Raw genomic sequence first — 25,851 nt, forward strand, 5'->3', positions numbered from 1 at the left:
GGCGAGATCAATATAGATCAAACGATTGCTCACCGCCTAGTGATCCGACGATTCGGTCCCGGCCGTACACTGGCCCGCATGACCGACGGCGCCCCCACCGAGGCCTCCCCCGCGCGATCCCAGACGGATGTGGTCATCCAGGGGATCAAGGGGATGCTCACCCGCGGCGAGCTCGGGCCCGGCTCCCGGCTGCCGGTCGAGAAGGACCTCGCGACGGCGCTCGGCGTCTCGCGCGGCTCCCTCCGGGAGGGGGTGCGTGCGCTCGCCACCCTCGGCGTGCTCGAGACGCGCCAGGGCGACGGTACCTACGTCACCGCCCTCGACCCCCGCACCCTGCTCAGTCCCCTCGGGTTCCTGGCCGATCTGCAGCAGCCGGCGCACGCCGCCGACCTCCTCGCGGTGCGCCGCGTGCTCGAGGCGGAGAGCGTCTCCCTCGCCGCGACGCGCCTGACCGACGAGCAGCTCGTCGAGCTCGACGCGGTGCTCGCGACGGTCGACGGCATCCTCGAGAGCGACCCCGACATGGACCTCGAGGCCTTCATCCAGGCCGACACCGAATTCCACCGCCTCATCGCGAGGGCGAGCGGCAACCCGCCGCTCGCCGCGATCATCGACACGCTCGTGGGCCGGACCTTCCGCGCGCGGCTGTGGCGCGCCATCTCGCACCGCGGCTCCGTTCGGGAGACCCAGGCCGAGCACCGTGCCATCCTCGACGAGCTGGCCCGGCGCGATCCCGAACGGGCGCGGCTGCGCATGTCGATCCACCTGCTCGGGGTCGAGGAGTTCAGCGCGGCGCACGCCGATGAGGACCCGGACGCGCCGCTCGCCGAGGCCTGACCGCGGCGGCGGCGCACCCGGCCGTCGTCAGCGGGATGCCCAGTACGAGCCCTCGGGGAACGCGTACTCCTCGACCGACGCGTCGAACATCTGGGCGCTGTAGCCCGGCTGGGTCGGCAGCACGTACGCGCCGTTCTCGACGATGCAGGGGTCGACGAAGTGCTCGTGCAGGTGGTCGACGAACTCGGTGACCCGGTTCTCCAGCGACCCGGACACGCAGACGTAGTCGAAGATCGACAGGTGCTGCACCAGCTCGCACAGGCCGACGCCGCCCGCGTGCGGGCACACCGGCACGCGGAACTTCTTCGCCATGAGGTAGACGGCGATGATCTCGTTGACGCTCGCGAGGCGGGCGGAGTCGAGCTGGCAGTAGTCGATGGCCTCCGCCTGGAACATCTGCTTGAACAGCACCCGGTTCATGCCATGCTCGCCGGTGGCGACGCCGATCGGGGCCACGGCCTTGCGGATCGCCGCGTGGCCGAGGACGTCGTCCGGACTGGTCGGCTCCTCGATCCACATCGGCTTGAACTCGGCGAGCCTCCCGACCCAGTCGATGGCCTGCGGGACGTCCCACACCTGGTTCGCATCGATCATCAGATTCGCGTCCCAGCCGATGACCTCGCGGGCGATCCGCAGCCGGCGGATGTCCTCGTCGACGTCGGCGCCGACCTTGAGCTTCACGTGCCGGTAGCCCTCGTCCACGGCCTCCTGCAGGAGGCGGCGCAGCTTGTCGTCGCTGTACCCGAGCCAGCCGGCGCTCGTGGTGTAGCAGGGGTAGCCGCCGCGCGCCTCGAGGTCGGCGATCCGGTCGGCGCGGGTCGGCGCGAGCTCGGCGAGGAGCTCCACGGCCTCGTCGCGGGTCAGCGCGTCCGAGAGGTACCGCAGGTCGGCGACGTCGACGAGCTGTTCCGGCGTCATGTCGGCGAGCAGCCGCCACAGAGGCTTGCCCGCGACGCGCGCCGCGAGATCCCACATCGCGTTCATGACCGCGGCCATGGCGAGGTGCACCACGCCCTTCTCCGGACCGAGCCAGCGCAGCTGCGAGTCGGAGGCGAGCTCGCGGTAGAGGCCGCCGAGGTCAGCGACCGAGTCCTCGACCGAGCGCCCGACCAGCGGGATGCCGCGCTGCCGCGCCGCCTCGACGCAGAGGTCGTTGCCGCGCCCGATGGTGAAGGTGAAGCCGTAGCCCTTCACCGCGGGGTCGTCGGTGTGCACGACGACGTAGGCGGCGGAGTAGTCGCCGTCCTTGTTCATGGCGTCGGAGCCGTCCATGCTGAGCGACGTCGGGAACCGGACGTCGTGCGCGGTGACTGCGGTGATGGTGGTCATGACGGGATCTCCTGGATCAGGCCGGCGGATACGAGCTCGGTCCACACGGCGTCGGGGACGGATGTCTGGTAGCGGTCGAGGTTCTGCTGCACCTGGCTGCGACCGCGGGCGCCGACGACGACGCTCGTGACCGCCGGGTGCCGGAGGACGTAGGCGATGGCCGCGGCGGGCAGCGTCACGCCGTGGGCCTCGCACACGTCCGCGATGCGATTCGCCCGGTCGATGAGCTCGGCCGGCGCGGGTCCGTAGTCGAAGGTGGCGTCGGCCGCCGGCCGATCGCGGCCGAGCAGGCCGGAGTTGTACACGCCGGCCGCGACGACGCCGACCCCGCGCTCGAGGGCGAGGGGCAGCAGGTCGCGCAGCGCTTCGTCGTCGACGAGTGTGAACCGGCCCGCGCACATGACGAGGTCCACATCGGCGCGCCGGATGAGCTCGGCGAGCGGCGCGGCGTGATTCATGCCGGCGCCGACGGCGGAGACCACTCCCTGCTCCCGCAGCTCGATGAGGGCGCCGACGCCCTCGGTCGAGGCCTGCTCGAAGAAGTCGTCGGGATCGTGCAGGTAGAGGATGTCGAAGCGGTCGAGGCCGGTGCGCCGAAGGGAGTCCTCGACGGAGCGCAGGATGCCGTCGCGGCTGAAGTCCCACTGCCGCCGGGGATCGGCCGGCACGTCGAAGCCCTGCCCGTCCCGCTCGGACGCGGTCTCCGGGCTCGGCACGAGGAGGCGGCCCACCTTGGTCGAGAGAACGAACTCGTTCCGCGGACGCCTCGCGAGCTCCTCCCCGATGCGGCGCTCCGAGAGGCCCACGCCGTAGTGCGGGGCGGTGTCGAAGTACCGGACGCCGCCCGCCCAGGCGGTGTCGATCGACTCCACCGCCTCCTGCGGAGTCGTCTCCCGGTAGAGGTTGCCGAGCTGTGCGGCTCCGTAGCCCAGCTCGGTCAACTCCAGGCCGCGCTTCGTCGCGCGAGTGCGCATCGTGCACCTCCTCAACTGCTCCCTCACCCTAGTCGAAACATTAGATGTATCGCGCTTCGAGGCGCCTTTTCGAGGGGTTTCCACCTCAGCGGGGCCGATTCGTCAGTTCTATCGGCGCGGCGGCGCCGTCGACTCGCGCAGGATGAGCTCCGGCCGAGGATCGTGGACGACGTGGTCGGCGACCGCGCCCGAGGTGATCCGGTCGAAGATGGCCGACATCGCCTGCCGCCCGAGCTCGTACAGCGGCATCTTGATCGTCGTCAGCGGGGGCCACGCGTTCTCCGCCGTCCAGGCGTCGTGCATCGCGACGATGGAGAGGTCCTCGGGGACCCGCAGGCCGAGCCGCCGCGCCTCGAGCAGCGCACCGTGAGCCGCGTTGATGTTGGCGACGACGACGGCGGTCGGCGGGTCGGGAAGGGAGGCGATGCGGTTCAGCGCGGCCCTGCCCTGACGCGGCTCGTAGCCGAGCTCGGTGACGAAGTCGGACGGCACCGCGAGGCCGGCGTCCGCCATCGCACCGGCGAAGCCGAGCCCTCGCCGGCGCGCCGAGTCGGACGTCGGCAGGCCGTTGACGAATCCGATGCGCCGGTGTCCCAGGTCGAGGAGGTGCTGGGTCGCGAGACGCATCCCCAGCTCGTCCTCGAGGGTGACCGAGCCGGCGTGCTCGGGATGGATGGAGTTGATGAAGACGACGGGGAGGCCGCCCTCGAGGAGGGTCGTCAGGTCCTCCTGGCGCATGTTGTCGCCCACCTGCACCAGGACGCCGTCCACGCGGCCCTCGCCGATGAGGCGCGGGATCGACTCCTGGCCCTCGGGCATGCCCTCGGCGCGGGCGATGAGCGCCATGTATCCCCGCTTGAGCGCCTCCTCCTCCACGCCGCGCATGAGCTCCGTGAAGATCGCGTTGGTGAGATCGGGCACGACGAGTCCCACGACGTTGGTCCGCGCGAACTTGAGGGCCCGCGCCGCGAAGTTGGGGCGGTAGTCGAGCTCGCGCGCGGCCTCGTGGATCCGGCGCCGGGTCTCGACGCTGACGCGCGCGCTCGGGGCGTCGCTGAGGACGCGCGACACGGCGGAGACCGACACCCCCGCACGCGCCGCGACGTCGCTCAGTGTGGCCATCGGCTCAGTGTAGGGACGGCGTCGCTCGCCGGTTCACCAGGTAGAGGTGGGTGAGCACGAGCACGGTCTCGCCGCGCTGATTGGTCACCGACACCACCTCGTGGACGTACCCGGACTCGTCGGGACGCTTCGTGTGCGGCGCCTTCTCGGTGATCTCCGCGACCACGGTGATGGTGTCGCCGATGAACACGGGACGGATGAACCGGATGCGGTCGTAGCCGTAGCTCATCGCCTGCGGGTTGATGTCCCCCGCGGTCATGCCGACGGCCACCGACAGGATGAGCGTGCCGTGCGCGATCCGCTGCCCGGCGGGCTGCGTGCTCATCCACTCGGCGTCCATGTGGTGCGGGAAGAAGTCGCCGGTCTGCCCGGCGTGCAGCACGATGTCCGCCTCGGTGATGGTGCGCCCCACCGTCTCCCGGCGCTCCCCGATCTCGTAGTCCTCGTACCAGCGGTCGATCGTCCGCATCAGTGCACCAGCCATTCCGCGACGCCCTCGTCGAGCCGGACGCGCAGCTCGTCGTCCGGGATCCTCCCGAGCAGGGCGTCGGTCACGAGCCCGGAGAGGGAGTTCTGCAGCTCGATGTAGTGCACGAAGCGCGGGCGCAGGTACGCGCCCTCGAGCGTCGCGCGGGTGCCGCGGAAGAAGTCGAGGCTGTCCGCGTTCGTGCGGTCGCTCTCCCAGGCGACCGCGTTGCCGGGCTGCCCGCCGCCGTCGTAGTAGACGCCCTCCTGCACCTCGGCGGAGTCGAGCCAGAACGCGTGCGCGATCGCCTGCTCGGGATGCCGGGTCCGGGCCGACACCGCGATGCCGGCCCCGCCGAGCAGCGAGCCGCTGACGCCGTTCCGCGAGGCGGGGATGTCGGTGTACCGGATCCGGTGCCGCCGGAACCCGGCACGCGAGTAGTTCGTGTAGCCGAAGGCGAGGGGGACGTAGGCGTACCGATCCCCGCTGCTCAGGGCATCGGCGGCCTGGATCGGGTTCCAGCCGGCGTTCTCCTCCGGGACGAGCCGCGCCAGCTTGCGGAGCAGCTCCATCGCCTCCCCCAGGGCGTCGGGACTGAGGAATACGCCGGGCGTGCGCATCGGCTCCTCGCCGTTGCCGCTCGCGACGGTCACGAGGCTCGAGAAGGCGTCGACGGGCTTGTAGGGCCACAGCACCCGGCCCTCCGCCGCGAGCTCGAGCACGCCGGCCCAATCCCGCGGCGGCTCGGGCAGCAGGTCGGGGCGATAGGCGGCCACCTGCGCCGCGGCATCCGTCGCGAGCCCCCACTGCCGATCCTGGTGGCGGTAGCTCTCATGCGATCGGCCGACCGACTGGCCGGCGAGCACGGCGAGCTCGTCGTCGTGACCGGCTCCGTCGAGGGGTGCCAACAGTCCGTGCTCGGCGGCGAGCGGGATGTGCGGGTGGTCGATCACGAGCAGGTCGTAGTCCTCGACGAGCCGCTCGAGCGCCTGGTCGGCGAAGGACTGGAGCGAGCGGTACTCCCAGCGGACCTCGACGTCGGGCTCGACCGCGCGGTACGCCTCTGCCGCCGCGACGACGCTGCCGTAGCCGCGGGCGTGCTCCCAGGTGATGCCCTTGAGGACGACGGTCACGAGACCGCCTCGCTCACGGGGAACTCGGTGCGGACGCGCTCGTCGTCCTCGCCGAGCATCGGCGCGGCCTTCGAGCTGGTGAGGATCTGTCCGTCGATCCGGATCGGGCTCCGCGTGGTGGAGAGCGTCGTCCCGTTCCGCTCCACCTGCTGCGTCATCCGGATGGCGGCGAAGCCGTCCGACTCGAGGAGCTCGTCGAGCGTCAGCACCGGCGCGCACCAGACGTCGGCCGCGTCCAGGATGTCGAGCCACTGCTGGGTGGGGCCGGTCGCGAACTTCGCGGCCAGGATGGCCTCGATCTCCTCCTGCAGGTCCCAGGCCTGACGCGGGTCGGTCATCGCCTCGAGCTCGGGCAGTCCGAGCAGCGAGCCCAGCACGGGGATGGGGTTCATCGCGAGGGCGAGGTAGCCGTCCTGCGTCGGATAGGTGCCGTAGGGGGCGGCGAGGAACGCGTGCGCCGAGTGCTCGCCACCCCGCTTCACGGTGATCGTTTCGTCGTTGAGCCGCGTGCTCAGCAGCTCGAACTGGAGGTCGAGCATCGCCTCCAGCAGGCTCGTCTCGGCGTGCCCGCCGACGCCCGTCCGGAAGCGGCGGACGAGGAGCGCCGTCACCCCCTGGGCGATGTGGCAGCTGACGAGGTGGTCGGCGATGGAGAGGCCGACCGGGACCGGGCCGTCGTCGTGCGATCCGCTGAGCCACGGCAGCCCGGAGATGCTCTGGGCGAGCAGATCCTGGCCCGGGCGGTCCTTCCACGGGCCCGCGTCGCCGTAGCCGGTCGCGCTCGCGTACACGATGCCCGGATTGATCGCCCGGACCGACTCGTAGTCGAGGCCGATGCGCTCCATGACGCCGGGACGGAAGTTCTGGATCACGACGTCGGCCTTGGCGACGAGCTGCTTCACGTACGCCAGGTCGTCCGGCGACTTCAGGTTCGCGGTGATCGACTCCTTGTTGCGGTTCATCGCGTGAAAGGAGATGGTGTCGCCGTCGGCGGTCCGACCCGCGAAGGCGAGCGTCCGCCCGATGTCGCCGACGCCCGGTCGCTCGACCTTGATCACGCGCGCACCGAGATCGGCGAGCCGCATGGCCGCCACCGGGCCGGCGAGGAACTGGCTGAAGTCGAGCACGAGGATGCCCTCGAGTGGTCGTATGTTCTCTGGCGCCATCGTCAGGCCTTCATCTCCCCGGACGCAGCGGCCCTTGTCCTGCTCCGCCGCTGCTGGTGATCAATCGTTTGCTCATCCTACGAGCGGCCTCCCGCGACCGCAAGGCGACAATCGCGGCGCGGGGGTGCACAATGGAGCGCAAGAATTCATCTGATCTATCGAGGAGCACCGGTGCGAACTGCGAGCTATGTGGGCGACCACACCATCGAGGTGTCGGAGGCGGAGGCCACGCCGCCGCGCCCGGGCGAGGTGCAGGTCGCCGTGGCCTACACGGGCCTCTGCGGCACCGACCTGCACATCCTGCACGGGAGCATGGATGCGCGGGTCAGCACGCCGCTCGTGTTCGGCCACGAGATGAGCGGCACCGTCGCCGCGGTCGGCGACGGGGTCGAGGGCTGGTCGGTCGGCGACGGGGTCACCGTGATGCCGCTCGACTGGGACGGCACCTGCCCCGCGTGCCTTGCCGGCAACTCCCACATCTGCCAGAACCTCAACTTCATCGGCATCGACTCCCCCGGCTCGCTGCAGCCGCTCTGGAACGTTCCCCCCGAGACCCTCGTCGCGCTGCCCGCCGGTCTGCGCCTCGACCATGCCGCGCTCGTCGAGCCGGCGGCGGTCGCCGTCCACGACGTCCGCAGAGCCGAACTCGCCCCCGGTCAGAAGGCGGTCGTGATCGGCGGCGGCCCGATCGGCGTCCTCATCGCCTCCGTGGCGCGCGAGTTCGGCGGGGACGTCGTCGTCGTCGAGCTCGACCCCAACCGCCGGGCGCAGGTCGAGGCGCTCGGCTTTCCCACGATCGACCCCCGCGAGGTGGACCAGGTCGAGTGGGTCACGGAGTGGACGGGAGGCGCCGGCGCCGACGTCGTCTTCGAGGTGTCGGGAGCGGCCGGCGCGGTGCTCGGCGCACCCGACCTCGCGAAGGTCCGCGGAACCATCGTGGTCGTGGCCATCCATCCGGAGCCGCGCCCCATCAACCTCCAGCGGGTCTTCTGGCGCGAGCTGCGGATCCTCGGCGCCCGCGTCTACCAGCGGCAGGACTTCGAGACCGCTGTCGAGCTGGTCGCCCGGGGTGTCATCCCGGCCGAGCTCCTCATCACGAAGATCGTGCCGCTCTCCCGCACCCAGGAGGCGTTCGCCGACCTCGAGGCCGGCCGCGCCATGAAGGTCCTCGTCGATGTGGCGGGCCAGGCGTGAGCGGCATGTTCGACCTCTCCGGACGGACCGCCGTCGTCACGGGCGCGAAGCGGGGCATCGGGTTCGCGATGGCCACGGCGCTCGCCGAGGCGGGCGCGGACATCATCGGCGTCAGCGCGACGCTGGAGCCGTCCGGGAGCACCATCGAGAAGGCGGTGATCGCCACGGGCCGGTCGTTCCGCGGCATCGCCTGCGACTTCGCCGACCCGGCCGCGGTGACGGACCTCGTCGCCCAGCTGTCGGGGCAGGACGTCGACATCCTCGTCAACAACGCGGGAACCATCGAGCGGGCACCTGCCGCTGACCACCCGATCGAGCTGTGGGACCGCGTGCTCCAGGTGAACCTCTCGAGCCAGTTCATCCTCGCGCAGGGGATCGGCCGCTCCATGCTCGACCGCGGCCACGGGAAGATCATCTTCACGGCGTCCCTGCTCAGCTTCCAGGGCGGCATCAACGTGCCCGGCTACACGGCGGCGAAGTCGGGGATCGCCGGCCTGACGAAGGCGCTCGCCAACGAGTGGGCTTCCCGCGGCGTCAACGTGAACGCGATCGCCCCCGGCTACATCGCGACCGACAACACTCAGGCGCTGCGCGACGACCCGGACCGCTCGCGGGCGATCCTCGACCGGATACCGGCCGGGCGCTGGGGAACCTCTGACGATCTCGCCGGCGCGACGGTCTTCCTCGCATCATCGGCGTCCGACTACGTCTCGGGCATCGTCCTTCCCGTCGACGGCGGCTGGCTCGGCCGATGACGCCCGCTCGCGCACTGCTCGCGGAGAACCCGATCGTTCCGGTCGTCGTGCTCGACGACGCGGCGAACGCCCCGGAACTCGTCGCCGCGCTGGCGGCAGGCGGCATCCGCTGCGCCGAGTTCACGCTGCGCACTCCCGCCGGCCTCGGCGCCATCGCCGCAGTCGCCGGCACGGCGGACTTCGCGGTCGGCGCCGGGACCGTGCTCTCCCTGGACGACCTCGAGCGCTCGGTCGACGCCGGTGCCACGTTCCTCGTCAGCCCGGGCTTCGACGACGAGCTCGTCGAGCGGGCGATGGAGCGCGGCGTCGCCGTCCTCCCGGGGGTCGCGACCGGCACGGAGGTGCAGCGGGCCGCGAAGGCGGGCCTCGACACCGTCAAGTTCTTCCCGGCGGACCGCCTGGGCGGCCTGCCCACGATCGCGGCGCTCGCCGCACCGTTCGTCGGGATGGGGTTCGTGCCGAGCGGCGGGGTCACCGGCGCCAACGCGCCGGAGTACCTCGCCCATCCCGCGGTGCCCGCCGTGAGCGGAAGCTGGATGGCGCCCCGCTCGCTCATCGGGTCGGGCGACTTCGAGGCGATCGAGCGCCTCAGCAGCGAGGCCGTCGTCGCGATCGGACGGGCATGAGCGGCGGGCTGGTCACCCTCGGGGAGACGATGGCGCTGTTCCGCCCGACCGGGATCGGCTCGCTCGCGCACGAGAGCGAATTCCGGCTCGCGATCGGCGGCGCCGAGAGCAATGTCGCGATCGGCGTCGCGCGCCTCGGCGGCACGGCGGCCTGGATCGGCCGCGTGGGCGCCGACAGCCTGGGCGAGCGCGTGTCCCGCGAGCTGCGCGCCGAGCGCGTCGACGCGCGTGTCGTCGTGGATGGAGGCGCGCGCACCGGCCTGATGATCAAGGAGCGGCGCACCCCTGACCACACCGGGGTCCTCTACTACCGAGCGGGCAGCGCCGGCAGCCGGATCTCCCCCGACGACCTGGATGGCGCGCTCATCCGCGCCGCCGGCGTGCTGCACATCACCGGCATCACGCCGGCGCTGTCCACGAGCGCGGCCGGTGCCGTGTTCGCCGCGGTCGACCTCGCCGACGAGGCGGGCGTCCCGGTGTCGTTCGACGTGAACCACCGCGCGACGCTCTGGTCCGCCGCCGAGGCCGTCCCGGTGTACCAGGAACTGGCGCGGCGGGCCGACCTCGTGTTCGCGGGCGAGGACGAGGCGGCGATGCTGGTCGGCAACGGGCCGCCGGCCGACCTGGCTGCTCGGATCGCCGCTCTCGGGCCGGGTCAGGTCCTCATCAAGCGGGGTGCCGAGGGATGCTTCGCCCTCATCGACGGCGTCGCGCACGAGGTGGCCGCGCGGACGGTCTCCGTCGTCGACACGGTCGGTGCAGGAGACGCCTTCGTCGCGGGGTATCTCGCGGAGCTGCTGGCCGGCGAGCCGGCCGCAGCGCGACTCGCGACGGCGGTGGCGGCGGGCGCCTTCGCCTGCCTGGGCCCGGGCGACTGGGAGAGCCTCCCCCGCCGAGCCGACCTCGCGATGCTCGACCGCACGGATCCGGTCACTCGCTAGCGCCTGCTCTCCCTCGGAGCCGCCGCCGACGGCTGACGCAGCCGGTGCGAGCGCAGCCCCTCCCGCGCCCGAGTTGCCACTTTCCGCCCCTATTTCAGGCGGATGGGGACGAAAAGTGGCATCTCGGACGGCCACGTTACGGGGAGTGGAACTTCTGCTGAGCCGCCGTCAGGCCCTCCGCCGCGATCTGCTGGACCGCGTCCGCGGCGTCGTCGAGCAGGGACGGCAGCACCTCGCGCTCGGCGGACGCGAAGTCCTTGAGCACGAAGTCGGCGGCCGGCTGGCGGCCGGGCGGGCGCCCGATCCCGACCCGGACGCGCACGAAGTCGGGGGTGCCGACCGCCGCGATGATGTCGCGGATGCCGTTGTGGCCGCCGTGTCCGCCGCCCGCCTTGAGCCGCACTGAGTCGAACGGGATGTCCAGCTCGTCGTGCACGACGATGAGGCGGTCCGGCTCGAGCGAGTAGAACGCGAGCAGCTGCGCGACCGGCGAGCCGGACACGTTCATGAACGTGTTCGGCTTCGCCAGCACGAGACGCGGCCCCGCCGGGAAGCTGCGCCCCTCGGCGACGGCCGCGTTCGTCTTGTGCGACTTGAACCGCGCGTCGATGCGGTCAGCGAGGGTGGCGAGCACCATCTGACCGACGTTGTGCCGGTTCCCGGAGTAGCCCGCCCCCGGATTGCCGAGTCCGACGACGAGCCAGGGATCCTCCACAGGAAGGGTCAGCCGTTGTCGGCCGCGGTGTCGGCGTCGGCGGCGGGCTCGGCGGCCGGCTCCTCGGACTCGCCGAGGTCGGCGGCGGTCGCCGCGCCGATCGCGATGACCAGCATCTCCGGGTCGGAGACGAGCTTGGTGCCCTGCGGCAGGGTGAGCTGCGCCGCGGTGATGTGCGTGCCCTCGGTGAGGCCGTCGACGCTCACGGTGACGCGCTCGGGGATGTGGGTGGCCTCGGCGTCCAGCGTGACCGTGGTCGCGTCCTGCGCGACGACGACGTCGCCGGCGGGCTCGCCCTCGACGTGCACCGGGACCTCGACGTGCACGCGCTCGCCGCTGCGGACGACGACGAGGTCGAGGTGCTCGATGATCTGGCGCACCGGGTCCTTCTGCACGTCCTTGACGAGGGCGAGCTGGGTGCGGCCCTCGATGTCGAGCTCGAGCAGCGCGTTCGCGCGGCGGATGACGAGCGACACCTCGTGGCCGGGCAGCGACACGTGCTGCGGCTCGGCGCCGTGGCCGTAGATGACGGCGGGGATCTTGCCGGCGGCACGGAGCTTGCGCGCCGCGCCCTTGCCGAAGCTGCTGCGGGTCTCGGCCTTGATCTGGTCGGCCATTGTGCTCTCCTCGCGGGCCTTACGGCCCAGTCTCGATTCGGGCGCATGGCCCGGGGTTTGTGGGTCAACTCGTGCGCGCAGCGCGTGAGGACAAGCCGGAGCCATCCACCGCGTCGATCACGGATGCGGGTCGCATCCCTCGCCGAAGTCCAGCCAGCGAGTTTAGCGCACCCCCGCGAGCGCGGCGACCGCGGCCCCCGTCAACTCCTTCGGGGTGTGCACGACGTCGAGGACGACGCCCTGCTCGTCGTCCTGCAGCGGCTCGAGGGTCGCGAGCTGCGAGTCGAGGAGCGTGGTGGGCATGAAGTGCCCCTTCCGCGCACCCAGCCGGCTGGCGAGCAGCTCCTTCGTGCCGTGCAGGTGCACGAAGAACACGGGACCGGCGGCCGCGTCGCGGAGGGCGTCGCGATAGACGCGGCGCAGCGCGGAGCAGGCGACCACGATGGAGCGCCCGCCGTCGGTCTCGGCCTTCATGGCGGCGCCGACGATCGCGAGCCACGGCCAGCGGTCCTCGTCGGTCAGCGGCGTGCCGCCGGCCATCTTCTCCTTGTTGGCGGCGGGGTGCAGGTCGTCGGCGTCGAGGAAGTCGACCTGGAGCTCGCCTGCGAGCGCCTCCCCGACGGTCGACTTGCCGCAGCCGGAGACTCCCATGACGACGATCGCGAGCGGCTCCACGGCTTCCACCCTAGGAGGAAGGGGCGCCCGCCGCCGGATCGCGGCGGCGGGCGCCGCGGTTCAGGCGGCGGACCAGCCGCCGTCGGAGGGGAGGATCGCGCCGCTGACGTTCACGCCGTCGTCGCTCAGCAGGAACGTGATCGACGCGGCGAGCTGCTCGGGCAGCACGGGGGTGGGCAGCACGGCCATCGCGCGCTGCACGCGCTCGGCGCCGAGCTCCGACGCGAACTTCGCCTCGATGTTGGTGATGACCGGTCCCGGGGCGACGGCGTTGACGCGGATGCCGCTCGGCCCGTACATGAAGGCGCTGCTCTTGGTGAGACCGACGACGGCGTGCTTCGAGGCGGTGTAGGCCGCGCCGGCGGCGGAGCCGCGCAGGCCGGCCTCGGACGCGACGTTGACGATGGATCCCGCGCCGCGCGCGAGCATGCCGGGCACGACCGCCCTCATCAGCTTCATGGTCCCCGTGACGTTGACCGAGAAGACGCGCTGCCAGACGGCATCCGACACCTCGTGCACAGGCGTCATGTCGTCCATGATCCCGGCGACGTTCGCGAGCCCGTCCACCTGCCCGCCGGCCGCCTCGAGGATCGCGGCGACGGAGTCGTCGTCGGTGATGTCGCCCGCGACGGGGACGATGTCCGCGCCGGGCTGCGAGCCGGCGAACTCGTCGAGGCGCTCCTGGGAGATGTCGACCGCGATGACGCGGCCGCCCTCGCGGGCGATCCGGGAGGCGGTGGCCCGCCCGATGCCGGAGCCGGCGCCGGTCACGATGACGGTCCTCCCCGCGAAGCGGCCGTTCGTCACCTGTTCCTGCCACTGTGCGACCGGAGCGGTGACGCCCTCCTCGGTGTTCTGCCCGTCCTCGGGCTCGCCGTCGACGCCGCCCTCGGCGCGGACGCGCGCGACGAGCCCGTCGACCATCTCGTCACTCATGGCGCCGCCGCTCATCGCAACCAACTGCTTGAGGGGAAGGCCCCGGACGGGCGTGAGGGCGGCGGGCGTCTGGCCGGCCTGGGCGAGGAGCTCGCCGATGATCGGGCCGCCGACGGGGTGGTCGAGCCACGCGCCGATCGAGGAGTCGCGGGTGAGGGTGTGAGCCATGAATGCCTCCATCGAGATTGACCGGACAACCTTGTCCGGTTCTACGCTATACCGGTGCCGGATGCCCCGAGAGTGAACCGAGGTCCGAGCGCCGGACCCGAGAACCGGCGGGCCCTTCTCGCCGCGGCTCGGGAGGTGTTCGCCGAATCCGGCTATTCGGCGCCCCTCAGCGCGGTCGCCCGGCGAGCCGGCGTCGGGCAGGGCAGCCTGTACCGCCACTTCCCCGACCGAATCGCCCTCGCGGCGGCCGTCTTCGAGGACAATCTCGGCGAGCTCGAGGACGTCGCCGCGTCTCCGGACGCCACGCTCGACGACCTGCTCGACCGTGCGGCGGAGCAGGCGTCCGTCGGGGCCGCGTTCTTCGACCTGGTGAGCGGCCATCGGCACGATCCCCGCGTCGAGGCGCTGGGGAACCGCGTGCGCCGGGTCGCCACCGCGCTTCTCGAGCGCGATCGTGAGGCAGGCCGGATCTCGCCCGCGGTGACCGCGGAGGACGTCGAGCTCGCGCTCTTCATGATCGCGAGCGCCCTCGCGCGATCGGAGGCCGCCGAGCGACCGGCCGTCGCCGCCCGAGCGCGCGCGATCCTGCACGCGGCCTTCCGGCTCTGACGGCTCCGACGGCGGGAGGAACCAGCTCGGCTGCAGGCGTTCCCGACCGCGGTGTCCCGTGGCGTCACGGGCCCCCGGCGATCGCGGCGCGGCGGCTACGCTCGGAACGCTCGCGAAATCGAAGGAGACGACGTGTCGGACACGGCAGCAAAGGCGAACATCGGCGTGGTCGGACTGGCGGTGATGGGCTCGAACCTCGCCCGGAACCTCGCCAGCCGCGAAGGCAACACCGTGGCGGTGTACAACCGGACGTGGGAGCGGACCGAGGGTGTGGTCGAGCACTTCCCCGAGGCCGGCTTCCTCCCTTCGAAGACGATCGAGGAGTTCGCCGCCTCGCTGCAGAAGCCGCGCGCGGCGATCATCATGGTCAAGGCCGGTCGCCCCACCGACGCGGTGATCGACGAGCTGACCCGCGTGTTCGAGCCGGGCGACATCATTGTCGACGGCGGCAACGCGCTCTTCACCGACACCATCCGTCGCGAGAAGGCGGTGCGCGAGACGGGCATCAACTTCGTCGGAGCCGGCATCTCGGGCGGCGAGGAGGGCGCCCTCAAGGGGCCGTCGATCATGCCCGGCGGCAGCGCCGAGGCGTGGGAGACGCTCGGCCCGATCTTCAAGTCCATCGCCGCGATCGCCGAGGGCGAGCCGTGCGTGACGCACGTCGGCACCGACGGCGCCGGCCACTTCGTGAAGATGATCCACAACGGCATCGAGTACGCCGACATGCAGCTGATCGGCGAGGCGTACGACCTCATCCGCCGCGGCACCGGCAAGAGCCCCGCCGAGATCGCCGACATCTTCGCCGAGTGGAACCGCGGCGAGCTCGAGAGCTACCTCATCGAGATCACGGCCGAGGTGCTCCGCCAGGTCGACGCCGAGACCGGCAAGCCGCTCGTCGACGTGATCGTCGACCAGGCCGGCGCCAAGGGCACCGGCGCCTGGACCGTTCAGACCGCCCTCGACCTCGGCATCCCGGTGTCCGGCATCGCCGAGGCCGTCTTCGCCCGCTCGCTCTCGTCGAAGCCCGCCCAGCGCGCCGCCGCCGCGGATCTGCCGGGCCCCGCCGAGGAGTGGACGGTCGACGACCCCGAGGGATTCATCGAGGACGTGCGCCGCGCGCTCTACGCGTCGAAGATCATCGCCTACTCGCAGGGCTTCGACGAGATCGTCGCCGGCGCCGAGCAGTACGGCTGGGACATCCAGAAGGGCGACATCGCGAAGATCTGGCGCGGCGGCTGCATCATCCGCGCGCAGTTCCTCAACCGCATCACCGACGCGTACGCCGAGGACCCGGGCCTCGTCGCCCTGCTCACCGCCCCCTACTTCCGGGAGGCGCTCACCGGCGCCGAGGCCGCGTGGCGCCGCGTCGTCATCGCCGCGGTGCAGGGCGGCATCCCCGCGCCCGCGTTCTCGTCGTCGCTCGCCTACTACGACGGCCTCCGCGCCGACCGCCTGCCGGCTGCGCTCATCCAGGGCCAGCGCGACTTCTTCGGCGCGCACACCTACAGGCGCGTCGACAAGGAGGGCACGTTCCACACCCTCTGGAGCGGCGACCGCACCGAGGTCGCGGCGACCGACAGCCACTGATGAACGACCTCGCCGGGCAGGTCGCCGTCGTCACGGGCGCCTCCCGCGGCATCGGCCGCGGGGTGGCGCTCGCCCTCGCCGCTGCGGGGGCGACCGTGGCGGCGACGGCCCGCTCGGCCGAGGACCTCGAGTCCCTCGAGGCGGAGGCGAGCGCCGCGGGCGGGCGCATCGTCACGGTGACCGCCGATCTGGCCGACGTCGGATCGATCCGCGAAGCCTTCGACCGCATCGGGCGCGACCTCGGCCGCGTCGACATCCTCGTCGGCAACGCCGGGCTCGGCTTCAACCACGACGCGCTCGACATCACCGAGGACGACTGGGACGGCATGATGGCCGTCAACCTCAAGGGCCTCTTCTTCGCGTCGCAGGCGGCCGCCCGGCTGATGGCGGAGCGCGGCTACGGGCGCATCGTGCACATGAGCTCGCAGGCGGGGCTCGTCGGCATCCGCCGGCACGCCGTCTACTCGGCGAGCAAGGGCGGCGTGAACATGCTCACCAAGGTGCTCGCCCTGGAGTGGGCGCCGCTCGGCATCACGGTCAACGCCATCGCGCCCACCTACATCCGCACCCCGGGAACCGCCGAGCGGCTCGACCAGCCGGAGATCGCGGGAGACATCCTCGCGCGCATCCCGGTCGGCCGGTTCGGCACCATCGACGATGTCTCGGCCGCTGTGCTCTACCTCGCGTCACCGGCCGCGGGCCTGGTGACGGGCACGATCCTCCCCCTCGACGGAGGCTGGACCGCTCAGTAGGGTCGCCTCCCCCCGGGTGATTGAGGAGCCGGCCGCGGCCGGCGTCTCGAAATCACGCGAGGTGTTCCGGGACGCAGCCACCGCGTAGTCGCGTCCACAGACACGTCACGTGATTTCGAGACGCCCGCTGCGCGGGCTCCTCAATCACCGGGAAGCGGTTGAAACGAACCTACGCGGCGCCCTCGAACATCGACGTGACCGAGCCGTCGTCGAAGACCTCGTGGATGGCGCGCGCGATCAGCGGGGCGATCGGCAGGATCGTCAGCTTCTCGAAGCGCTTCTCCGGCGGCAGGGGCAGCGTGTCGGTGACGATGACGCTGTCGATCTCCGGGCTGTTGAGGATCTCGACGGCAGGCGGCGAGAACACCGCGTGCGTCGCCGCCACGATCACGCCCTTCGCGCCGTTCGCCTTCAGCGCCGCCGCCGCCTTCGCGATGGTCCGGCCGGTGTCGATGAGATCGTCGACGATCAGGCAGACCTGGCCCTCGACCTCACCGACGATCTCGTGCACGGAGACCTCGTTCGGCACCAGCGGGTCGCGGCGCTTGTGGATGATCGCCAGCGGCACACCGAGCTTGTCGCTCCAGATGTCGGCGACGCGGACACGGCCCATGTCGGGCGAGACGACGGTGAGGTCCTGCTTCGGGACGACCTTCTCGATGTGCTCCATGAGCACCGGCATCGCGAACAGATGGTCGACGGGGCCGTCGAAGAAGCCCTGGATCTGCGCGGCGTGCAGGTCGACCGACATGATGCGGTCGGCGCCCGCGGCGGCGTAGAGGTCGGCGATGAGGCGGGCCGAGATCGGCTCGCGGCCGCGGCCCTTCTTGTCCTGGCGCCCGTACGGGTAGAACGGCGAGACGACGGTGATGCGCTTGGCGGACGCGCGCTTGAGGGCGTCGACCATGATGAGCTGCTCCATCAGCCACTGGTTGATGGGCGCCGTGTGCGACTGGATGACGAACGCGTCGCAGCCGCGCACGCTCTCGTCGTACCGGGCGTACAGCTCGCCGTTCGCGAAGGTGCGCGCATCCGTCGGCACGATCGCGGTGTTGAGCTCGGCCGCGATGTCCTGCGCGAGTTGGGGATGGGCTCTTCCGCTGACGATGACCAGGCTCTTCTCGCCGGTCGCCTTGATGCCCGTCACTCGTCCCCGCTCTCTGCCGCGGCGCGCGCGGCATCGGTGCCGGGCCGGTTGGCAGCAACCCAGCCCGCGATATTGCGTTGCGGAGCAACGTTGATGGCGAGCGACCCGGCAGGCACGTCCTTGCGCACCACCGTTCCGGCACCCGTATACGCTCCGTCCCCAATCCTAACCGGGGCCACGAAGACGTTGTGCGACCCGGTGCGGACGTGGGACCCGACGACGGTGGAGTGCTTGTGCACGCCGTCGTAGTTGGCGGTGATCGTTCCGGCACCCACATTCGAGCCGACACCGACCTCGGTGTCGCCGATGTAGGACAGGTGCGGCACCTTCGACCGCTCCCCGATCCGTGCGTTCTTCGTCTCGACGAACGTGCCGATCTTGCCGTCACGGCCGAGCACCGTGCCGGGCCGCAGGTAGGAGAACGGGCCGACGCTCGCACCCTCGCCGATCACGGCGAGGGTCGCGTCGGTGCGCTTGACGGTGGCGCGCTCGCCGATCTCGCAGTCGACGAGGGTCGTGTCCGGCCCGATCACCGCGCCAGTGGCGACGGTGGTGGCGCCCTGCAGCTGCGTGCCGGGCAGGATCTCGACGTCGGGCGCGAGGGTCACGGTGAGGTCGATCCAGGTGGTCGCCGGGTCCTGGATCGTGACGCCGTTCAGCTGCCAGCCCCGCACGATGAGCGCGTTGAGCTTGGCGGCGGCGTCGGCGAGCTGAGCGCGGTCGTTGATGCCCTCGACGAGCCACGGCTCGGCGACGGGCACCGCGGACACCGCGGATCCGGCGTCACGCAGCGCGGCCACCATGTCGGTGAGGTACTTCTCGCCCTGCGCGTTCGACGTCGTGATCGACGCGAGCCGGTCGCGGAGGCCGGAGAGCCCGAACGCGTAGACGCCTGTGTTGATCTCCCCGATCGCGACCTCGTCCTCGCTCGCGTCCTTCTGCTCGACGATGCGCTCGAGGCTGCCGTCGGCTCCGCGGACGATGCGGCCGTAGCCGGTGGGGTCCGGCAGCACGGCGGTCAGCACGGAGCCGGCCGCTCCCCCGCCCCGATGCGCGGCGAGGAACTCCCGGAGGGTCGCCGCGTCGAGCAGGGGCACGTCGCCGTTCAGCACGAGGACGTCGCCGTCGAAGCCCTCGGGCAGCGCCTCGAGGGCCACCTCGACCGCACGCCCGGTGCCGGGCACCTCGTCCTGGTCGACGATGATCGCGTCGGGCAGCGCGGCGGACACCGCGTCGGCCACCCGGTCGCGCTCGTGGCGGACGACGGCGAGCACGTGCGCGGCGGACAGCTCACGCGCCGTGGCGAGCACGTGCGCGACGATCGGCAGGCCCGCCAGCTTGTGCAGCACCTTCGGAGTCGCCGACTTCATGCGCGTGCCCTGACCTGCGGCGAGGATGACGACGGCGAGACGGGGGTCGGTCACAGGGCTCCCTTGCTTGGTGATGCCGGTAGGGCCGTCCGGCTCGCGCGGCATCCGCACGAGGTCGGCCCCGTTCGAGCGTACTGGGAGCCGGTCGGGGCGGGGCGGGCGGTTTCGGTCAGCCGCCGAGCTCGTGCAGGACGAAGGCGGTGAGGAACCCGACCGTCGCGAACAGCCCGGTGAGCACCTTGTCGCGCTGGAAGGCCTCGGGGATCATCGTGTTCGACACCATCGCCAGGATGCCGCCCGCCGCCACGGTCGTCACGAACGCGATCAGCACGTCCCCCGCGCCCTGCAGCAGGGTGTAGCCGAGCAGGGCCGCGATCGTCGACGCCGCCGCGATCCCGCCCCAGACTCCGAACACGTAGCCGGCGCGGTGGCCGTCGGCCTTCATGCCGGACGTGCTGGACAGCCCCTCGGGAATGTTCGAGATGGCGATCGCGGCGATGATCGGGATGCTGAGGCCGCCGCCGCCCGCCACGCTGAGGCCGAGCACGATCGACTCCGGGATCCCGTCGATGAGCGCCCCGACGGCGATCACGGCGCCGCTCCCGCCGCCCCCGGCCCCCTCCGCGCGCTTCCGATGCCTCCCGCCGGCGCGCGAGAGCAGCCAGTCGGCGGCCACGAAGAGGATCGCGCCCGCCAGGAAGCCGCTGACCGTCGGCACCAGTCCGCCCGCGGTGTTCGCCTCGGCGACCAACTCGTATGCGAGGGCAGAGATGAGCACCCCGGCGCCGAACGCCATGACGGCCGCCACCACGGGCTGCGGGACCCGGACGAGGTATGCGATGCCGGCGCCCAGCAGGAGGGTGCTCGCGGCGATCAGCCCGCTGAGTCCCGCGAGCAGGCCGTCGTCCACGCGCTGCACGCTACCCAGTCCTCCGCGCCCCCGCCGATCGGAACGACGGGGTTGACGGCCGGGGCCGTCGGACCCGCTAGCCTGGCGATCCTGCAAGGGAGCGGAGGACCATGACGAAGTTCGTGCTGCACGTCAGCGCCGCCCTGGCTCTGGTGAGCGACGGGATCGACGTCCCCGCAAGGCACGAGCTGTTCGCCCCTTCGCTGCTCCGCTCGCAGCTGCTCTCCCGCCTCTACGAGGCCGTTCGGAGCGGCGACCTCTCGGCCGACGACGCGCAGAACCGGATGGCGCGGTTCCGGCGACTGCCGATCCGCCTCCTCGGCGACTCGGTGCTGCAGCGCACCGCCTGGCGCATCGCCGACCGACTCGACCTGGATTCCACCTACGACGCCGAGTACCTCGCGCTGACCCAGCTGCAGGGGGACGCTCTCGTCACCCTCGACGCACGGCTCGCCGCGGCGGCCGAGGGGCTGGTCCGGATCGCCGGGATCGACGAGCTGCGCGGCTAGGGACCGCGGCGGCTCGCTGAGCGCGGACCGCCGCTCAGGACCTCTCGTCGTTCCCGCTCGTGCGGGCGATGCGCACGACCGCGACGAGCGAGGCGATGAGGATCAGCGCGCAGAGCACGATGAGCCCGATGACGAGGGGCGACCGGTCCGGAGCCAGCAGCGCGAGCACGAGACCGGCGGCGCTGTAGGCGGCGAACATCCCGGTAACCCAAGCGCGGGCCCAGCCGCGTCTCGGCTCCGTGACGTCGTGATGCCGATCGAGGGCACGTCCCGCCGGCGAGCGGCGGGACAGCCAGAAGCCGAACGCGCCGGCCGGCAGGAGGATCACGCCGGCGACCAGGAAGATGCCGGCGCCGTCCCTCTCCCGGATCAGGGTCGTGAGACTGAGCGTCAGGGCGAGCAGGCCCGCCGTCATGGCGGCCTCCGAAATCCGCCGCAGCGCTCTCATGGGCCGACGCCGACCGACCGGGACCCCGGCCGGCTCACCATGCGATGAACGGCACGCTGAACGTCATCCCCAGCGAGACGGCGTAGATGACCATCGCGGCGCCGATGAGGATCAGCTGCACGCGCAGCTGCCGCGCGACGGCCGCGACGCCGAGCAGGAACAGCGAGATCGCCATCAGCACGGTCGTGAGGGTCAGGGCGTCACCGTGCTTGTCCGCGCGGTCCCCCGCCTGGAACGCGGCCTCGGACTTGTCGTCCTCCGCGGCCCACGCGCCGTAGAGCGTGTTCTGGTACTGCTCCGATTCGAAGGGGCTGACGAACCCGGACGGGTCCGCCGCGTTCTGCTCGGCCGACCAGAGAATCGCGGCGTTGAGGGTCTCCGAGACGGAGGTGAAGAGCAGGGTGTCGTACTTCAGCTGTGACGCGGCGGCCTGCTCCGGGATGTTGTCGATCTCGATCTGCAGCTCCGTCATGCGGTCCCACAGCTGCACGTCGCGGATGTACTGCTGGTTCGCCTCGAGGTAGAGCGACTCCGCCTCCGTCTGCGCGTTCTGGCCCGCGCTGAACTGCTTGGCCGTCTCGCCGTCGTAGAGCGACGCCTGGAAGGAGGCGTAGGCGGTGGTGACCGAGACGACGCCGAGCAGGATCGCGGTGAGGAGCTCCACGTTGCTGAGGAGCCGGCCGAGCCGGGGCTGGTTGCGGCTGCGGCGCGGACGGGCCGGGTCGGGGGCTGCTGCCGGGGCGGGGGTGGTCGTGGCGTCGATCGTCACGGCGGGAACTCCAGGGCTCGGAAGTGGTTGCGGCTCCCTGGCAGCGCGCGCTCCGGGGTCGCGCCAGCGTAGCGACGGACGGCGTGGCGGCACCGGAGGCGGCGCACGGGAGCGCTCCGTGTCGCGCGCCTTGGCCCGGCGCGCTGCTGGATGCGCGAGGGCACCGGCCTCCCCGCCCTACCGCTGGCGCGTCTGCGCCCCTCCGCGGCGACGCGTCAGCTGTCGCACTCGCAGATGAGGTTGTAGGACACGACCCGGTCGCCCTCCTCCGGGCGAGCCCACGCCTCCGCGGCGGCGCGATCGGTGAAGGCGCGCGGCGCTAGGCGGCCGTCCGCCATCAGGACGCCGTACTCGATCTCGTCGCGGGGGTCGGTCCACACCGCCGCTTCCGGCTGTGCCATGCGGCCACTGTACGCGCGCGGGTGCCCGCCCGGGAGGGGCGGACGCGCCTCCTCAGCGGACCGGGACGCGGCCGACGGCGAAGCGGAACGCGTTGACGAGCCGGTACCCGCCGCCCGCGGTGCGGAACGGCTCGGCGGCCGCGACGACCACCGGTGCCGCGGCCGCGAGTCCCGCGTCGTCCTCGCCGAGGAGGATCCCGCGGACGAGGGCGTCCTCGTCGGCGGCCTCCCAGACGGCCGGCACCGTCCCTGATGCGACCACGTCGAGCCCCGCGGCCGTGAGCAGACGCTCGAGCCCGCCGGGCAGCCGCAGCGGGCCATCCGGGGAGGGCTCCTCCTCGTAGGCCTCCGCGACCGCCGCCTCGATGGCGTCCACGTCGTTGCGAGCACCCTCCGCCCAGTTGGCAACAGCGACGACGCCTCCCGGCACGGTCACCCGCATCGCCTCGGCGAGGGCCAGCTCGGGGTCGCCGGTGAGCTCGAGCGCGTTGACCGCCACCACGGCGTCGAAGGAGTCGTACGGCCACGGCAGGTCGAGCGCATCCCCGACGCGCACCTCCGCTGACGGGACGGCGGACCTGGCGATCTCGACCATGCCGGGCGCATCGTCGATGCCGGTCGCGCGGGCGCCCCGCTCCTGCAGCAGCCGCAGGAACTCGCCGCTGCCGCAGCCGACGTCGAGCACCCGTGTGCCGGGTCCGATCGCCGCGGCGGCGACCAGCGCCTCCCGCGCCGGGCCGGCGAATCGGCCCCAGAGCCTCGCCCAGTCGGCGGCGACAGCGGACCAGCGGTCGTCGTCCATGCCGCCCACCCTGCCAGAGGCGGCCGTCGCGAACCCCGTTCGCCGACCGCACGGTGGGACCGGCGGAACTCGATCTCGTGCTCCGCCTCCAGGATTCGAACCTGGTCCTCACAGCTCCAAAGGCTGTCGTGCTGCCGTTACACCAAGGCGGACCGCTCCACGGAGCCCTGCCAGTCTGCCAGACCGCTCCAGCGTCAGGTCCGGCGCCCGGCCTGCTCCTGCCGTCGCTCAACAGGCGGAATCGCCGCCAACAGGCTCCGACGGCCACGGTGAGCCTGTCGACGGGTTTTCTGCCTGTTGAGGGACAGGTCTTGGCCCGAGGGAAGGGGCTGGGATCGCCATAATGGGGGCATGGCGAGCCACGACGAGGTCGACCTCATCGTCGAGGCCTGGGAGCGGGAGAGGCCGGAGCTCGACTTCACGCCCCTCCAGGTGCTCTCGCGCGTCACGCGCCTCGCCCGGCGACTCGAGCGGGCGCGCAAGGCGGCGTTCGCGACGGCCGGGCTCGAGCCGTGGGAGTTCGACGTGCTCTCGCCTCTGCGGCGATCCGGCGCACCCCACCAGCTGAGCCCCAAGACGCTGCTGCAGCTGACCGGCGTCTCGTCCGGCACGATGACCAACCGCATCGACCGCCTCGTCGAGCGCTCCCTCGTCGAGCGGCGGATCGACCCGAAGGACGGCCGCGGCGTGCTCGTCGTCATCACCGCCGAGGGACTCGCCCGCGTCGACAGCGCCATCGAGCGGCTCCTCGCCGCGGAGGTCGAGCTGCTCGAGGGGCTCTCCCGCGGCGATCAGGAGCGCGTGGCCGCCCTGCTGCGGAAGCTCAGCCACTCCTTCGACTCGGCCTGATCGCGGACCTGCAACCATTCGACCGTTCTGCAACGGCACGCGGTTGCGAAACGGTCGTTCGGTTGCAACGGACCGGAGGTCGGCAGCGGCAGGCTCAGCCGAGGAGCTCGCCGAGCTCCAGCCACCGCGTCTCGAGCTCCGACTCGCGATCGTCGAGCTCCTGCAGGCGCGCCTGAAGACGCTGCAGGCCCGCGTAGTCGGACTGGTCGTGCTCGGCGAACGCGGCGTGCACCTCGGTGCGCTCGGCGGAGATCCGCTCCAGCCGGCGGTCGATGGACGCGACCTCCTTCTCGGCGGCACGACGGTCGGAGCCGCTCAGCGCGGAGGCGGCTGCCGCCGCAGGAAGGGGTGAGCCGGTCGCAGCGGCGCGAAGCGCGTTCGCCGCGGCCCGCTCCTGCGCCCGGCGCAGCTCGAGGTACTCCTCGACGCCGCGGGGCAGGTGACGGAGGCGCCCGTCGAGCACCGCGTACTGCTGGTCGGTGACGCGCTCGAGCAGGTACCGGTCGTGCGAGACGACGAGAAGGGTGCCGGGCCACGAGTCGAGCAGGTCCTCCATCGCGGCGAGCATGTCGGTGTCGAGGTCGTTCGTCGGCTCGTCGAGGATGAGCACGTTCGGCTCCTCCATCAGGATCAGCAGCAGCTGCAGCCGCCGCTTCTGGCCGCCCGACAGGTCGCGGACGGGCGTCGAGAGCTGCGCGCTCGTGAAGCCGAGCCGCTCCAGCAGCTGCCCGGGCGTGAGCTCGACGGCCGACGATCCCGAGCCGCTCACGTAGCTCGTCCGCAGCCGGCCGACCACGTCGCTGACGCGGTCGTCGGCGACAGCGTCCAGCTCGTCGAGCTGCTGGGTGAGCTCCGCGATCTTCACCGTCTTGCCGCGCTTGACGCGACCGGCGGTCGGCGTGAGGCTGCCGTCGATGAGGCGGAGCAGGGTGCTCTTGCCGGCGCCGTTCTGGCCCAGGATGCCCGTGCGCTCGCCCGGCGCGATGCGCCACTCGATGTCGCGCAGCACCTCGCGGCCGCCGTCGTCGCCGTCGTAGCGGTAGGCGACCCGCTCGAGGTCGACGACGTCCTTGCCGAGCCGGGCGGTCGCGAGGCGGGAGAGCGACACAGAGTCGCGCACCGGCGGCTCGTTCTCGATCAGCTGGTTGGCGGCGTCGATCCGGAACTTCGGCTTCGAGGTCCGCGCGGGCGCGCCGCGGCGCAGCCAGGCGAGCTCCTTGCGCATCAGGTTCTGCCGCTTCGCCTCGGAGGCGGCGGCCATCCGGTCGCGCTCCACGCGCTGCAGCACGTAGGCCGCGTAGCCGCCCTCGAACGGCTCGACGATGCGGTCGTGCACCTCCCACGTCGCCGTGCACACCTCGTCGAGGAACCACCGGTCGTGGGTGACGACCGCGAGGGCGCCGCTCGACGCCGGCCAGCGGACCTTGAGGTGCTCGGCCAGCCAGGCGACCCCCTCGACGTCGAGGTGGTTGGTGGGCTCGTCGAGGAGCAGGACGTCCCAGTCGCCGACGAGGAGCGCGGCGAGCGAGACGCGACGGCGCTGGCCACCGCTCAGCTCGCCGAGCGCGGCCTCCCAGTCGAGGTCGGCGACGAGGCCCGCGATGACGTCGCGGATGCGCGGGTCGCCCGCCCACTCGTGCTCCGCGGTGTCGCCGACGATCGCCTCGCCGACCGTGCGCGAGGCGCCGAAGTCGTCGCGCTGGGTGAGGACGCCGACACGGAGCCCGCTGCGGCGGGTGACGCGGCCCGAGTCGGGCTCCTGCTCACCGGACAGCATCCGCAGGAGGGAGGACTTGCCGTCGCCGTTGCGGCCGACGATGCCGATGCGGTCCCCGTCGGCGAGCCCGAGGGTGATCTCGTCGAACACGACCCGCGTCGGGAACTCGAGGTGCAGCCGTTCGGCGCCGAGGAGATGTGCCACGTGGCTCAACGGTAGCCGCCCGCGGCCGCCCCTCCTTCCGGTCCCGCTGAGGGCGAACTCGCAACCGTACGACCGTTCTGCAACGGCACGCGGTTGCAAGACGGTCATCCGGTTGCAAAAGCG

At 71.9% G+C, this 25,851-nt stretch carries 28 protein-coding genes and 1 tRNA gene; 10 read left to right on the forward strand and 19 right to left on the reverse strand.

What is annotated here, in order from left to right:
• Positions 1 to 78 precede the first annotated feature (78 nt).
• Positions 79 to 837 (forward strand): FadR/GntR family transcriptional regulator, encoded by a 759-nt coding sequence (locus tag J3P36_RS07945; protein WP_210506963.1) that lies wholly within the window; start codon positions 79 to 81, stop codon positions 835 to 837.
• Positions 838 to 864: 27 nt separating this feature from the next.
• On the opposite strand, the gene J3P36_RS07950 is transcribed toward J3P36_RS07945, so the two are convergent.
• From J3P36_RS07950 to J3P36_RS07975, 6 genes are all read right to left on the reverse strand, one after another.
• A complete protein-coding gene (locus J3P36_RS07950) occupies positions 865 to 2,166 on the reverse strand; it encodes an L-fuconate dehydratase (protein ID WP_210506965.1) in 1,302 nt (433 codons plus the stop codon).
• Complete coding sequence (locus tag J3P36_RS07955; protein ID WP_210506967.1) at positions 2,163 to 3,140, reverse strand: aldo/keto reductase; 978 nt, start codon at positions 3,138 to 3,140, stop codon at positions 2,163 to 2,165. The genes J3P36_RS07950 and J3P36_RS07955 overlap by 4 nt, the downstream gene beginning before the upstream one ends.
• A 108-nt stretch (positions 3,141 to 3,248) precedes the next feature.
• Entirely contained in the window at positions 3,249 to 4,262 is a 1,014-nt protein-coding gene (locus J3P36_RS07960; RefSeq protein ID WP_210506969.1) for a LacI family DNA-binding transcriptional regulator, read from the reverse strand.
• Positions 4,263 to 4,266: 4 nt separating this feature from the next.
• Positions 4,267 to 4,746, reverse strand: a complete 480-nt coding sequence (locus tag J3P36_RS07965; protein WP_210506971.1) for a MaoC/PaaZ C-terminal domain-containing protein — start codon at positions 4,744 to 4,746, stop codon at positions 4,267 to 4,269.
• Positions 4,731 to 5,861, reverse strand: a complete 1,131-nt coding sequence (locus J3P36_RS07970) for an extracellular solute-binding protein (protein WP_210506973.1) — start codon at positions 5,859 to 5,861, stop codon at positions 4,731 to 4,733. The genes J3P36_RS07965 and J3P36_RS07970 overlap by 16 nt, the downstream gene beginning before the upstream one ends.
• Positions 5,858 to 7,027 (reverse strand): CaiB/BaiF CoA-transferase family protein, encoded by a 1,170-nt coding sequence (locus J3P36_RS07975; RefSeq protein ID WP_210506975.1) that lies wholly within the window; start codon positions 7,025 to 7,027, stop codon positions 5,858 to 5,860. Before J3P36_RS07975 ends, J3P36_RS07970 begins: the two co-directional genes overlap by 4 nt.
• A 171-nt stretch (positions 7,028 to 7,198) precedes the next feature.
• Between J3P36_RS07975 and J3P36_RS07980 the strand changes: the two genes are divergently transcribed.
• The 4 genes from J3P36_RS07980 to J3P36_RS07995 are packed head-to-tail and all read left to right on the forward strand — an operon-like array spanning position 7,199 to position 10,543.
• A complete protein-coding gene (locus tag J3P36_RS07980) occupies positions 7,199 to 8,221 on the forward strand; it encodes a zinc-binding dehydrogenase (RefSeq protein ID WP_210506977.1) in 1,023 nt (340 codons plus the stop codon).
• A 5-nt stretch (positions 8,222 to 8,226) separates the two neighbouring features.
• Complete coding sequence (locus tag J3P36_RS07985; protein ID WP_210506979.1) at positions 8,227 to 8,976, forward strand: SDR family oxidoreductase; 750 nt, start codon at positions 8,227 to 8,229, stop codon at positions 8,974 to 8,976.
• Positions 8,973 to 9,602: a bifunctional 4-hydroxy-2-oxoglutarate aldolase/2-dehydro-3-deoxy-phosphogluconate aldolase gene (locus J3P36_RS07990; RefSeq protein WP_210506981.1), complete on the forward strand. Its 630-nt coding sequence runs from the start codon at positions 8,973 to 8,975 to the stop codon at positions 9,600 to 9,602. Before J3P36_RS07985 ends, J3P36_RS07990 begins: the two co-directional genes overlap by 4 nt.
• Positions 9,599 to 10,543: a sugar kinase gene (locus J3P36_RS07995; protein ID WP_210506983.1), complete on the forward strand. Its 945-nt coding sequence runs from the start codon at positions 9,599 to 9,601 to the stop codon at positions 10,541 to 10,543. The genes J3P36_RS07990 and J3P36_RS07995 overlap by 4 nt, the downstream gene beginning before the upstream one ends.
• A 136-nt stretch (positions 10,544 to 10,679) precedes the next feature.
• On the opposite strand, the gene pth is transcribed toward J3P36_RS07995, so the two are convergent.
• From pth to J3P36_RS08015, 4 genes are all read right to left on the reverse strand, one after another.
• A complete protein-coding gene (gene pth / locus J3P36_RS08000; RefSeq protein ID WP_210506985.1) occupies positions 10,680 to 11,258 on the reverse strand; it encodes an aminoacyl-tRNA hydrolase in 579 nt (192 codons plus the stop codon).
• Between the two features lie 8 nt (positions 11,259 to 11,266).
• Positions 11,267 to 11,875 (reverse strand): 50S ribosomal protein L25/general stress protein Ctc, encoded by a 609-nt coding sequence (locus tag J3P36_RS08005; RefSeq protein WP_210506987.1) that lies wholly within the window; start codon positions 11,873 to 11,875, stop codon positions 11,267 to 11,269.
• A gap of 162 nt (positions 11,876 to 12,037) precedes the next feature.
• Complete coding sequence (locus tag J3P36_RS08010) at positions 12,038 to 12,550, reverse strand: gluconokinase (protein WP_307806998.1); 513 nt, start codon at positions 12,548 to 12,550, stop codon at positions 12,038 to 12,040.
• Between the two features lie 60 nt (positions 12,551 to 12,610).
• Positions 12,611 to 13,654, reverse strand: coding sequence for an SDR family NAD(P)-dependent oxidoreductase (locus J3P36_RS08015; RefSeq protein WP_210506989.1), 1,044 nt, complete (start codon positions 13,652 to 13,654; stop codon positions 12,611 to 12,613).
• Between the two features lie 72 nt (positions 13,655 to 13,726).
• On the opposite strand from J3P36_RS08015, the gene J3P36_RS08020 reads away from it, so the two are divergent.
• From J3P36_RS08020 to J3P36_RS08030, 3 genes are all read left to right on the forward strand, one after another.
• Positions 13,727 to 14,263, forward strand: a complete 537-nt coding sequence (locus J3P36_RS08020) for a helix-turn-helix domain-containing protein (RefSeq protein ID WP_307806999.1) — start codon at positions 13,727 to 13,729, stop codon at positions 14,261 to 14,263.
• Positions 14,264 to 14,395: 132 nt separating this feature from the next.
• Positions 14,396 to 15,850, forward strand: coding sequence for an NADP-dependent phosphogluconate dehydrogenase (gene gndA / locus J3P36_RS08025; protein ID WP_210506991.1), 1,455 nt, complete (start codon positions 14,396 to 14,398; stop codon positions 15,848 to 15,850).
• Positions 15,850 to 16,602 carry an SDR family NAD(P)-dependent oxidoreductase gene (locus tag J3P36_RS08030; RefSeq protein ID WP_210506993.1) on the forward strand — a complete coding sequence of 251 codons (753 nt, stop codon included), beginning with the start codon at positions 15,850 to 15,852 and terminating at the stop codon, positions 16,600 to 16,602. The genes gndA and J3P36_RS08030 overlap by 1 nt, the downstream gene beginning before the upstream one ends.
• A 169-nt stretch (positions 16,603 to 16,771) precedes the next feature.
• On the opposite strand, the gene J3P36_RS08035 is transcribed toward J3P36_RS08030, so the two are convergent.
• The 3 genes from J3P36_RS08035 to J3P36_RS08045 form a co-directional block, all read right to left on the reverse strand.
• Positions 16,772 to 17,749 (reverse strand): ribose-phosphate diphosphokinase, encoded by a 978-nt coding sequence (locus J3P36_RS08035; protein WP_210506995.1) that lies wholly within the window; start codon positions 17,747 to 17,749, stop codon positions 16,772 to 16,774.
• Positions 17,746 to 19,173 carry a bifunctional UDP-N-acetylglucosamine diphosphorylase/glucosamine-1-phosphate N-acetyltransferase GlmU gene (gene glmU, locus J3P36_RS08040; protein ID WP_307807000.1) on the reverse strand — a complete coding sequence of 476 codons (1,428 nt, stop codon included), beginning with the start codon at positions 19,171 to 19,173 and terminating at the stop codon, positions 17,746 to 17,748. The genes J3P36_RS08035 and glmU overlap by 4 nt, the downstream gene beginning before the upstream one ends.
• Before the next feature lie 115 nt (positions 19,174 to 19,288).
• The gene (locus J3P36_RS08045) at positions 19,289 to 20,029 is read right to left on the reverse strand and encodes a ZIP family metal transporter (RefSeq protein WP_210506997.1); all 741 of its coding nucleotides are present in this window, start codon (positions 20,027 to 20,029) and stop codon (positions 19,289 to 19,291) included.
• Between the two features lie 110 nt (positions 20,030 to 20,139).
• On the opposite strand from J3P36_RS08045, the gene J3P36_RS08050 reads away from it, so the two are divergent.
• Entirely contained in the window at positions 20,140 to 20,538 is a 399-nt protein-coding gene (locus J3P36_RS08050) for a type II toxin-antitoxin system VapC family toxin (protein ID WP_210506999.1), read from the forward strand.
• Between the two features lie 34 nt (positions 20,539 to 20,572).
• On the opposite strand, the gene J3P36_RS08055 is transcribed toward J3P36_RS08050, so the two are convergent.
• The 5 genes from J3P36_RS08055 to J3P36_RS08075 form a co-directional block, all read right to left on the reverse strand.
• Positions 20,573 to 20,953, reverse strand: a complete 381-nt coding sequence (locus tag J3P36_RS08055) for a hypothetical protein (RefSeq protein ID WP_210507001.1) — start codon at positions 20,951 to 20,953, stop codon at positions 20,573 to 20,575.
• 67 nt (positions 20,954 to 21,020) lie between these two features.
• The gene (locus tag J3P36_RS08060; RefSeq protein WP_210507003.1) at positions 21,021 to 21,755 is read right to left on the reverse strand and encodes a hypothetical protein; all 735 of its coding nucleotides are present in this window, start codon (positions 21,753 to 21,755) and stop codon (positions 21,021 to 21,023) included.
• Between the two features lie 215 nt (positions 21,756 to 21,970).
• Positions 21,971 to 22,156, reverse strand: coding sequence for a hypothetical protein (locus tag J3P36_RS08065; RefSeq protein ID WP_210507005.1), 186 nt, complete (start codon positions 22,154 to 22,156; stop codon positions 21,971 to 21,973).
• Positions 22,157 to 22,208: 52 nt separating this feature from the next.
• Positions 22,209 to 22,958, reverse strand: coding sequence for a class I SAM-dependent methyltransferase (locus J3P36_RS08070; protein WP_210507007.1), 750 nt, complete (start codon positions 22,956 to 22,958; stop codon positions 22,209 to 22,211).
• An 80-nt stretch (positions 22,959 to 23,038) separates the two neighbouring features.
• Positions 23,039 to 23,110, reverse strand: a tRNA-Gln gene (locus J3P36_RS08075).
• A gap of 199 nt (positions 23,111 to 23,309) precedes the next feature.
• Here J3P36_RS08075 and J3P36_RS08080 point away from each other — a divergent pair.
• Positions 23,310 to 23,807, forward strand: coding sequence for a MarR family winged helix-turn-helix transcriptional regulator (locus J3P36_RS08080; RefSeq protein ID WP_210507008.1), 498 nt, complete (start codon positions 23,310 to 23,312; stop codon positions 23,805 to 23,807).
• Positions 23,808 to 23,901: 94 nt separating this feature from the next.
• Here J3P36_RS08080 and J3P36_RS08085 read toward each other — a convergent pair whose 3' ends face one another.
• Positions 23,902 to 25,728 (reverse strand): ABC-F family ATP-binding cassette domain-containing protein, encoded by a 1,827-nt coding sequence (locus J3P36_RS08085; RefSeq protein WP_210507010.1) that lies wholly within the window; start codon positions 25,726 to 25,728, stop codon positions 23,902 to 23,904.
• Positions 25,729 to 25,851 lie beyond the last annotated feature (123 nt).

Source organism: Naasia sp. SYSU D00057, from assembly GCF_017916505.1.
Classification (GTDB): domain Bacteria; phylum Actinomycetota; class Actinomycetes; order Actinomycetales; family Microbacteriaceae; genus Naasia.

What these genes read in the sequence shown, in the direction of transcription:
- J3P36_RS07945 (WP_210506963.1), top strand. Translation starts at nt 79, where the DNA reads ATGACCGACGGCGCCCCCACCGAGGCCTCCCCCGCGCGATCCCAGACG.
- J3P36_RS07950 (WP_210506965.1), bottom strand. Translation starts at nt 2,166, where the DNA reads ATGACCACCATCACCGCAGTCACCGCGCACGACGTCCGGTTCCCGACG.
- J3P36_RS07955 (WP_210506967.1), bottom strand. Translation starts at nt 3,140, where the DNA reads ATGCGCACTCGCGCGACGAAGCGCGGCCTGGAGTTGACCGAGCTGGGC.
- J3P36_RS07960 (WP_210506969.1), bottom strand. Translation starts at nt 4,262, where the DNA reads ATGGCCACACTGAGCGACGTCGCGGCGCGTGCGGGGGTGTCGGTCTCC.
- J3P36_RS07965 (WP_210506971.1), bottom strand. Translation starts at nt 4,746, where the DNA reads ATGGCTGGTGCACTGATGCGGACGATCGACCGCTGGTACGAGGACTAC.
- J3P36_RS07975 (WP_210506975.1), bottom strand. Translation starts at nt 7,027, where the DNA reads ATGGCGCCAGAGAACATACGACCACTCGAGGGCATCCTCGTGCTCGAC.
- J3P36_RS07985 (WP_210506979.1), top strand. Translation starts at nt 8,227, where the DNA reads ATGTTCGACCTCTCCGGACGGACCGCCGTCGTCACGGGCGCGAAGCGG.
- J3P36_RS07990 (WP_210506981.1), top strand. Translation starts at nt 8,973, where the DNA reads ATGACGCCCGCTCGCGCACTGCTCGCGGAGAACCCGATCGTTCCGGTC.
- J3P36_RS07995 (WP_210506983.1), top strand. Translation starts at nt 9,599, where the DNA reads ATGAGCGGCGGGCTGGTCACCCTCGGGGAGACGATGGCGCTGTTCCGC.
- J3P36_RS08005 (WP_210506987.1), bottom strand. Translation starts at nt 11,875, where the DNA reads ATGGCCGACCAGATCAAGGCCGAGACCCGCAGCAGCTTCGGCAAGGGC.
- J3P36_RS08015 (WP_210506989.1), bottom strand. Translation starts at nt 13,654, where the DNA reads ATGGCTCACACCCTCACCCGCGACTCCTCGATCGGCGCGTGGCTCGAC.
- J3P36_RS08030 (WP_210506993.1), top strand. Translation starts at nt 15,850, where the DNA reads ATGAACGACCTCGCCGGGCAGGTCGCCGTCGTCACGGGCGCCTCCCGC.
- J3P36_RS08050 (WP_210506999.1), top strand. Translation starts at nt 20,140, where the DNA reads ATGACGAAGTTCGTGCTGCACGTCAGCGCCGCCCTGGCTCTGGTGAGC.
- J3P36_RS08055 (WP_210507001.1), bottom strand. Translation starts at nt 20,953, where the DNA reads ATGACGGCGGGCCTGCTCGCCCTGACGCTCAGTCTCACGACCCTGATC.
- J3P36_RS08065 (WP_210507005.1), bottom strand. Translation starts at nt 22,156, where the DNA reads ATGGCACAGCCGGAAGCGGCGGTGTGGACCGACCCCCGCGACGAGATC.
- J3P36_RS08070 (WP_210507007.1), bottom strand. Translation starts at nt 22,958, where the DNA reads ATGGACGACGACCGCTGGTCCGCTGTCGCCGCCGACTGGGCGAGGCTC.
- J3P36_RS08080 (WP_210507008.1), top strand. Translation starts at nt 23,310, where the DNA reads ATGGCGAGCCACGACGAGGTCGACCTCATCGTCGAGGCCTGGGAGCGG.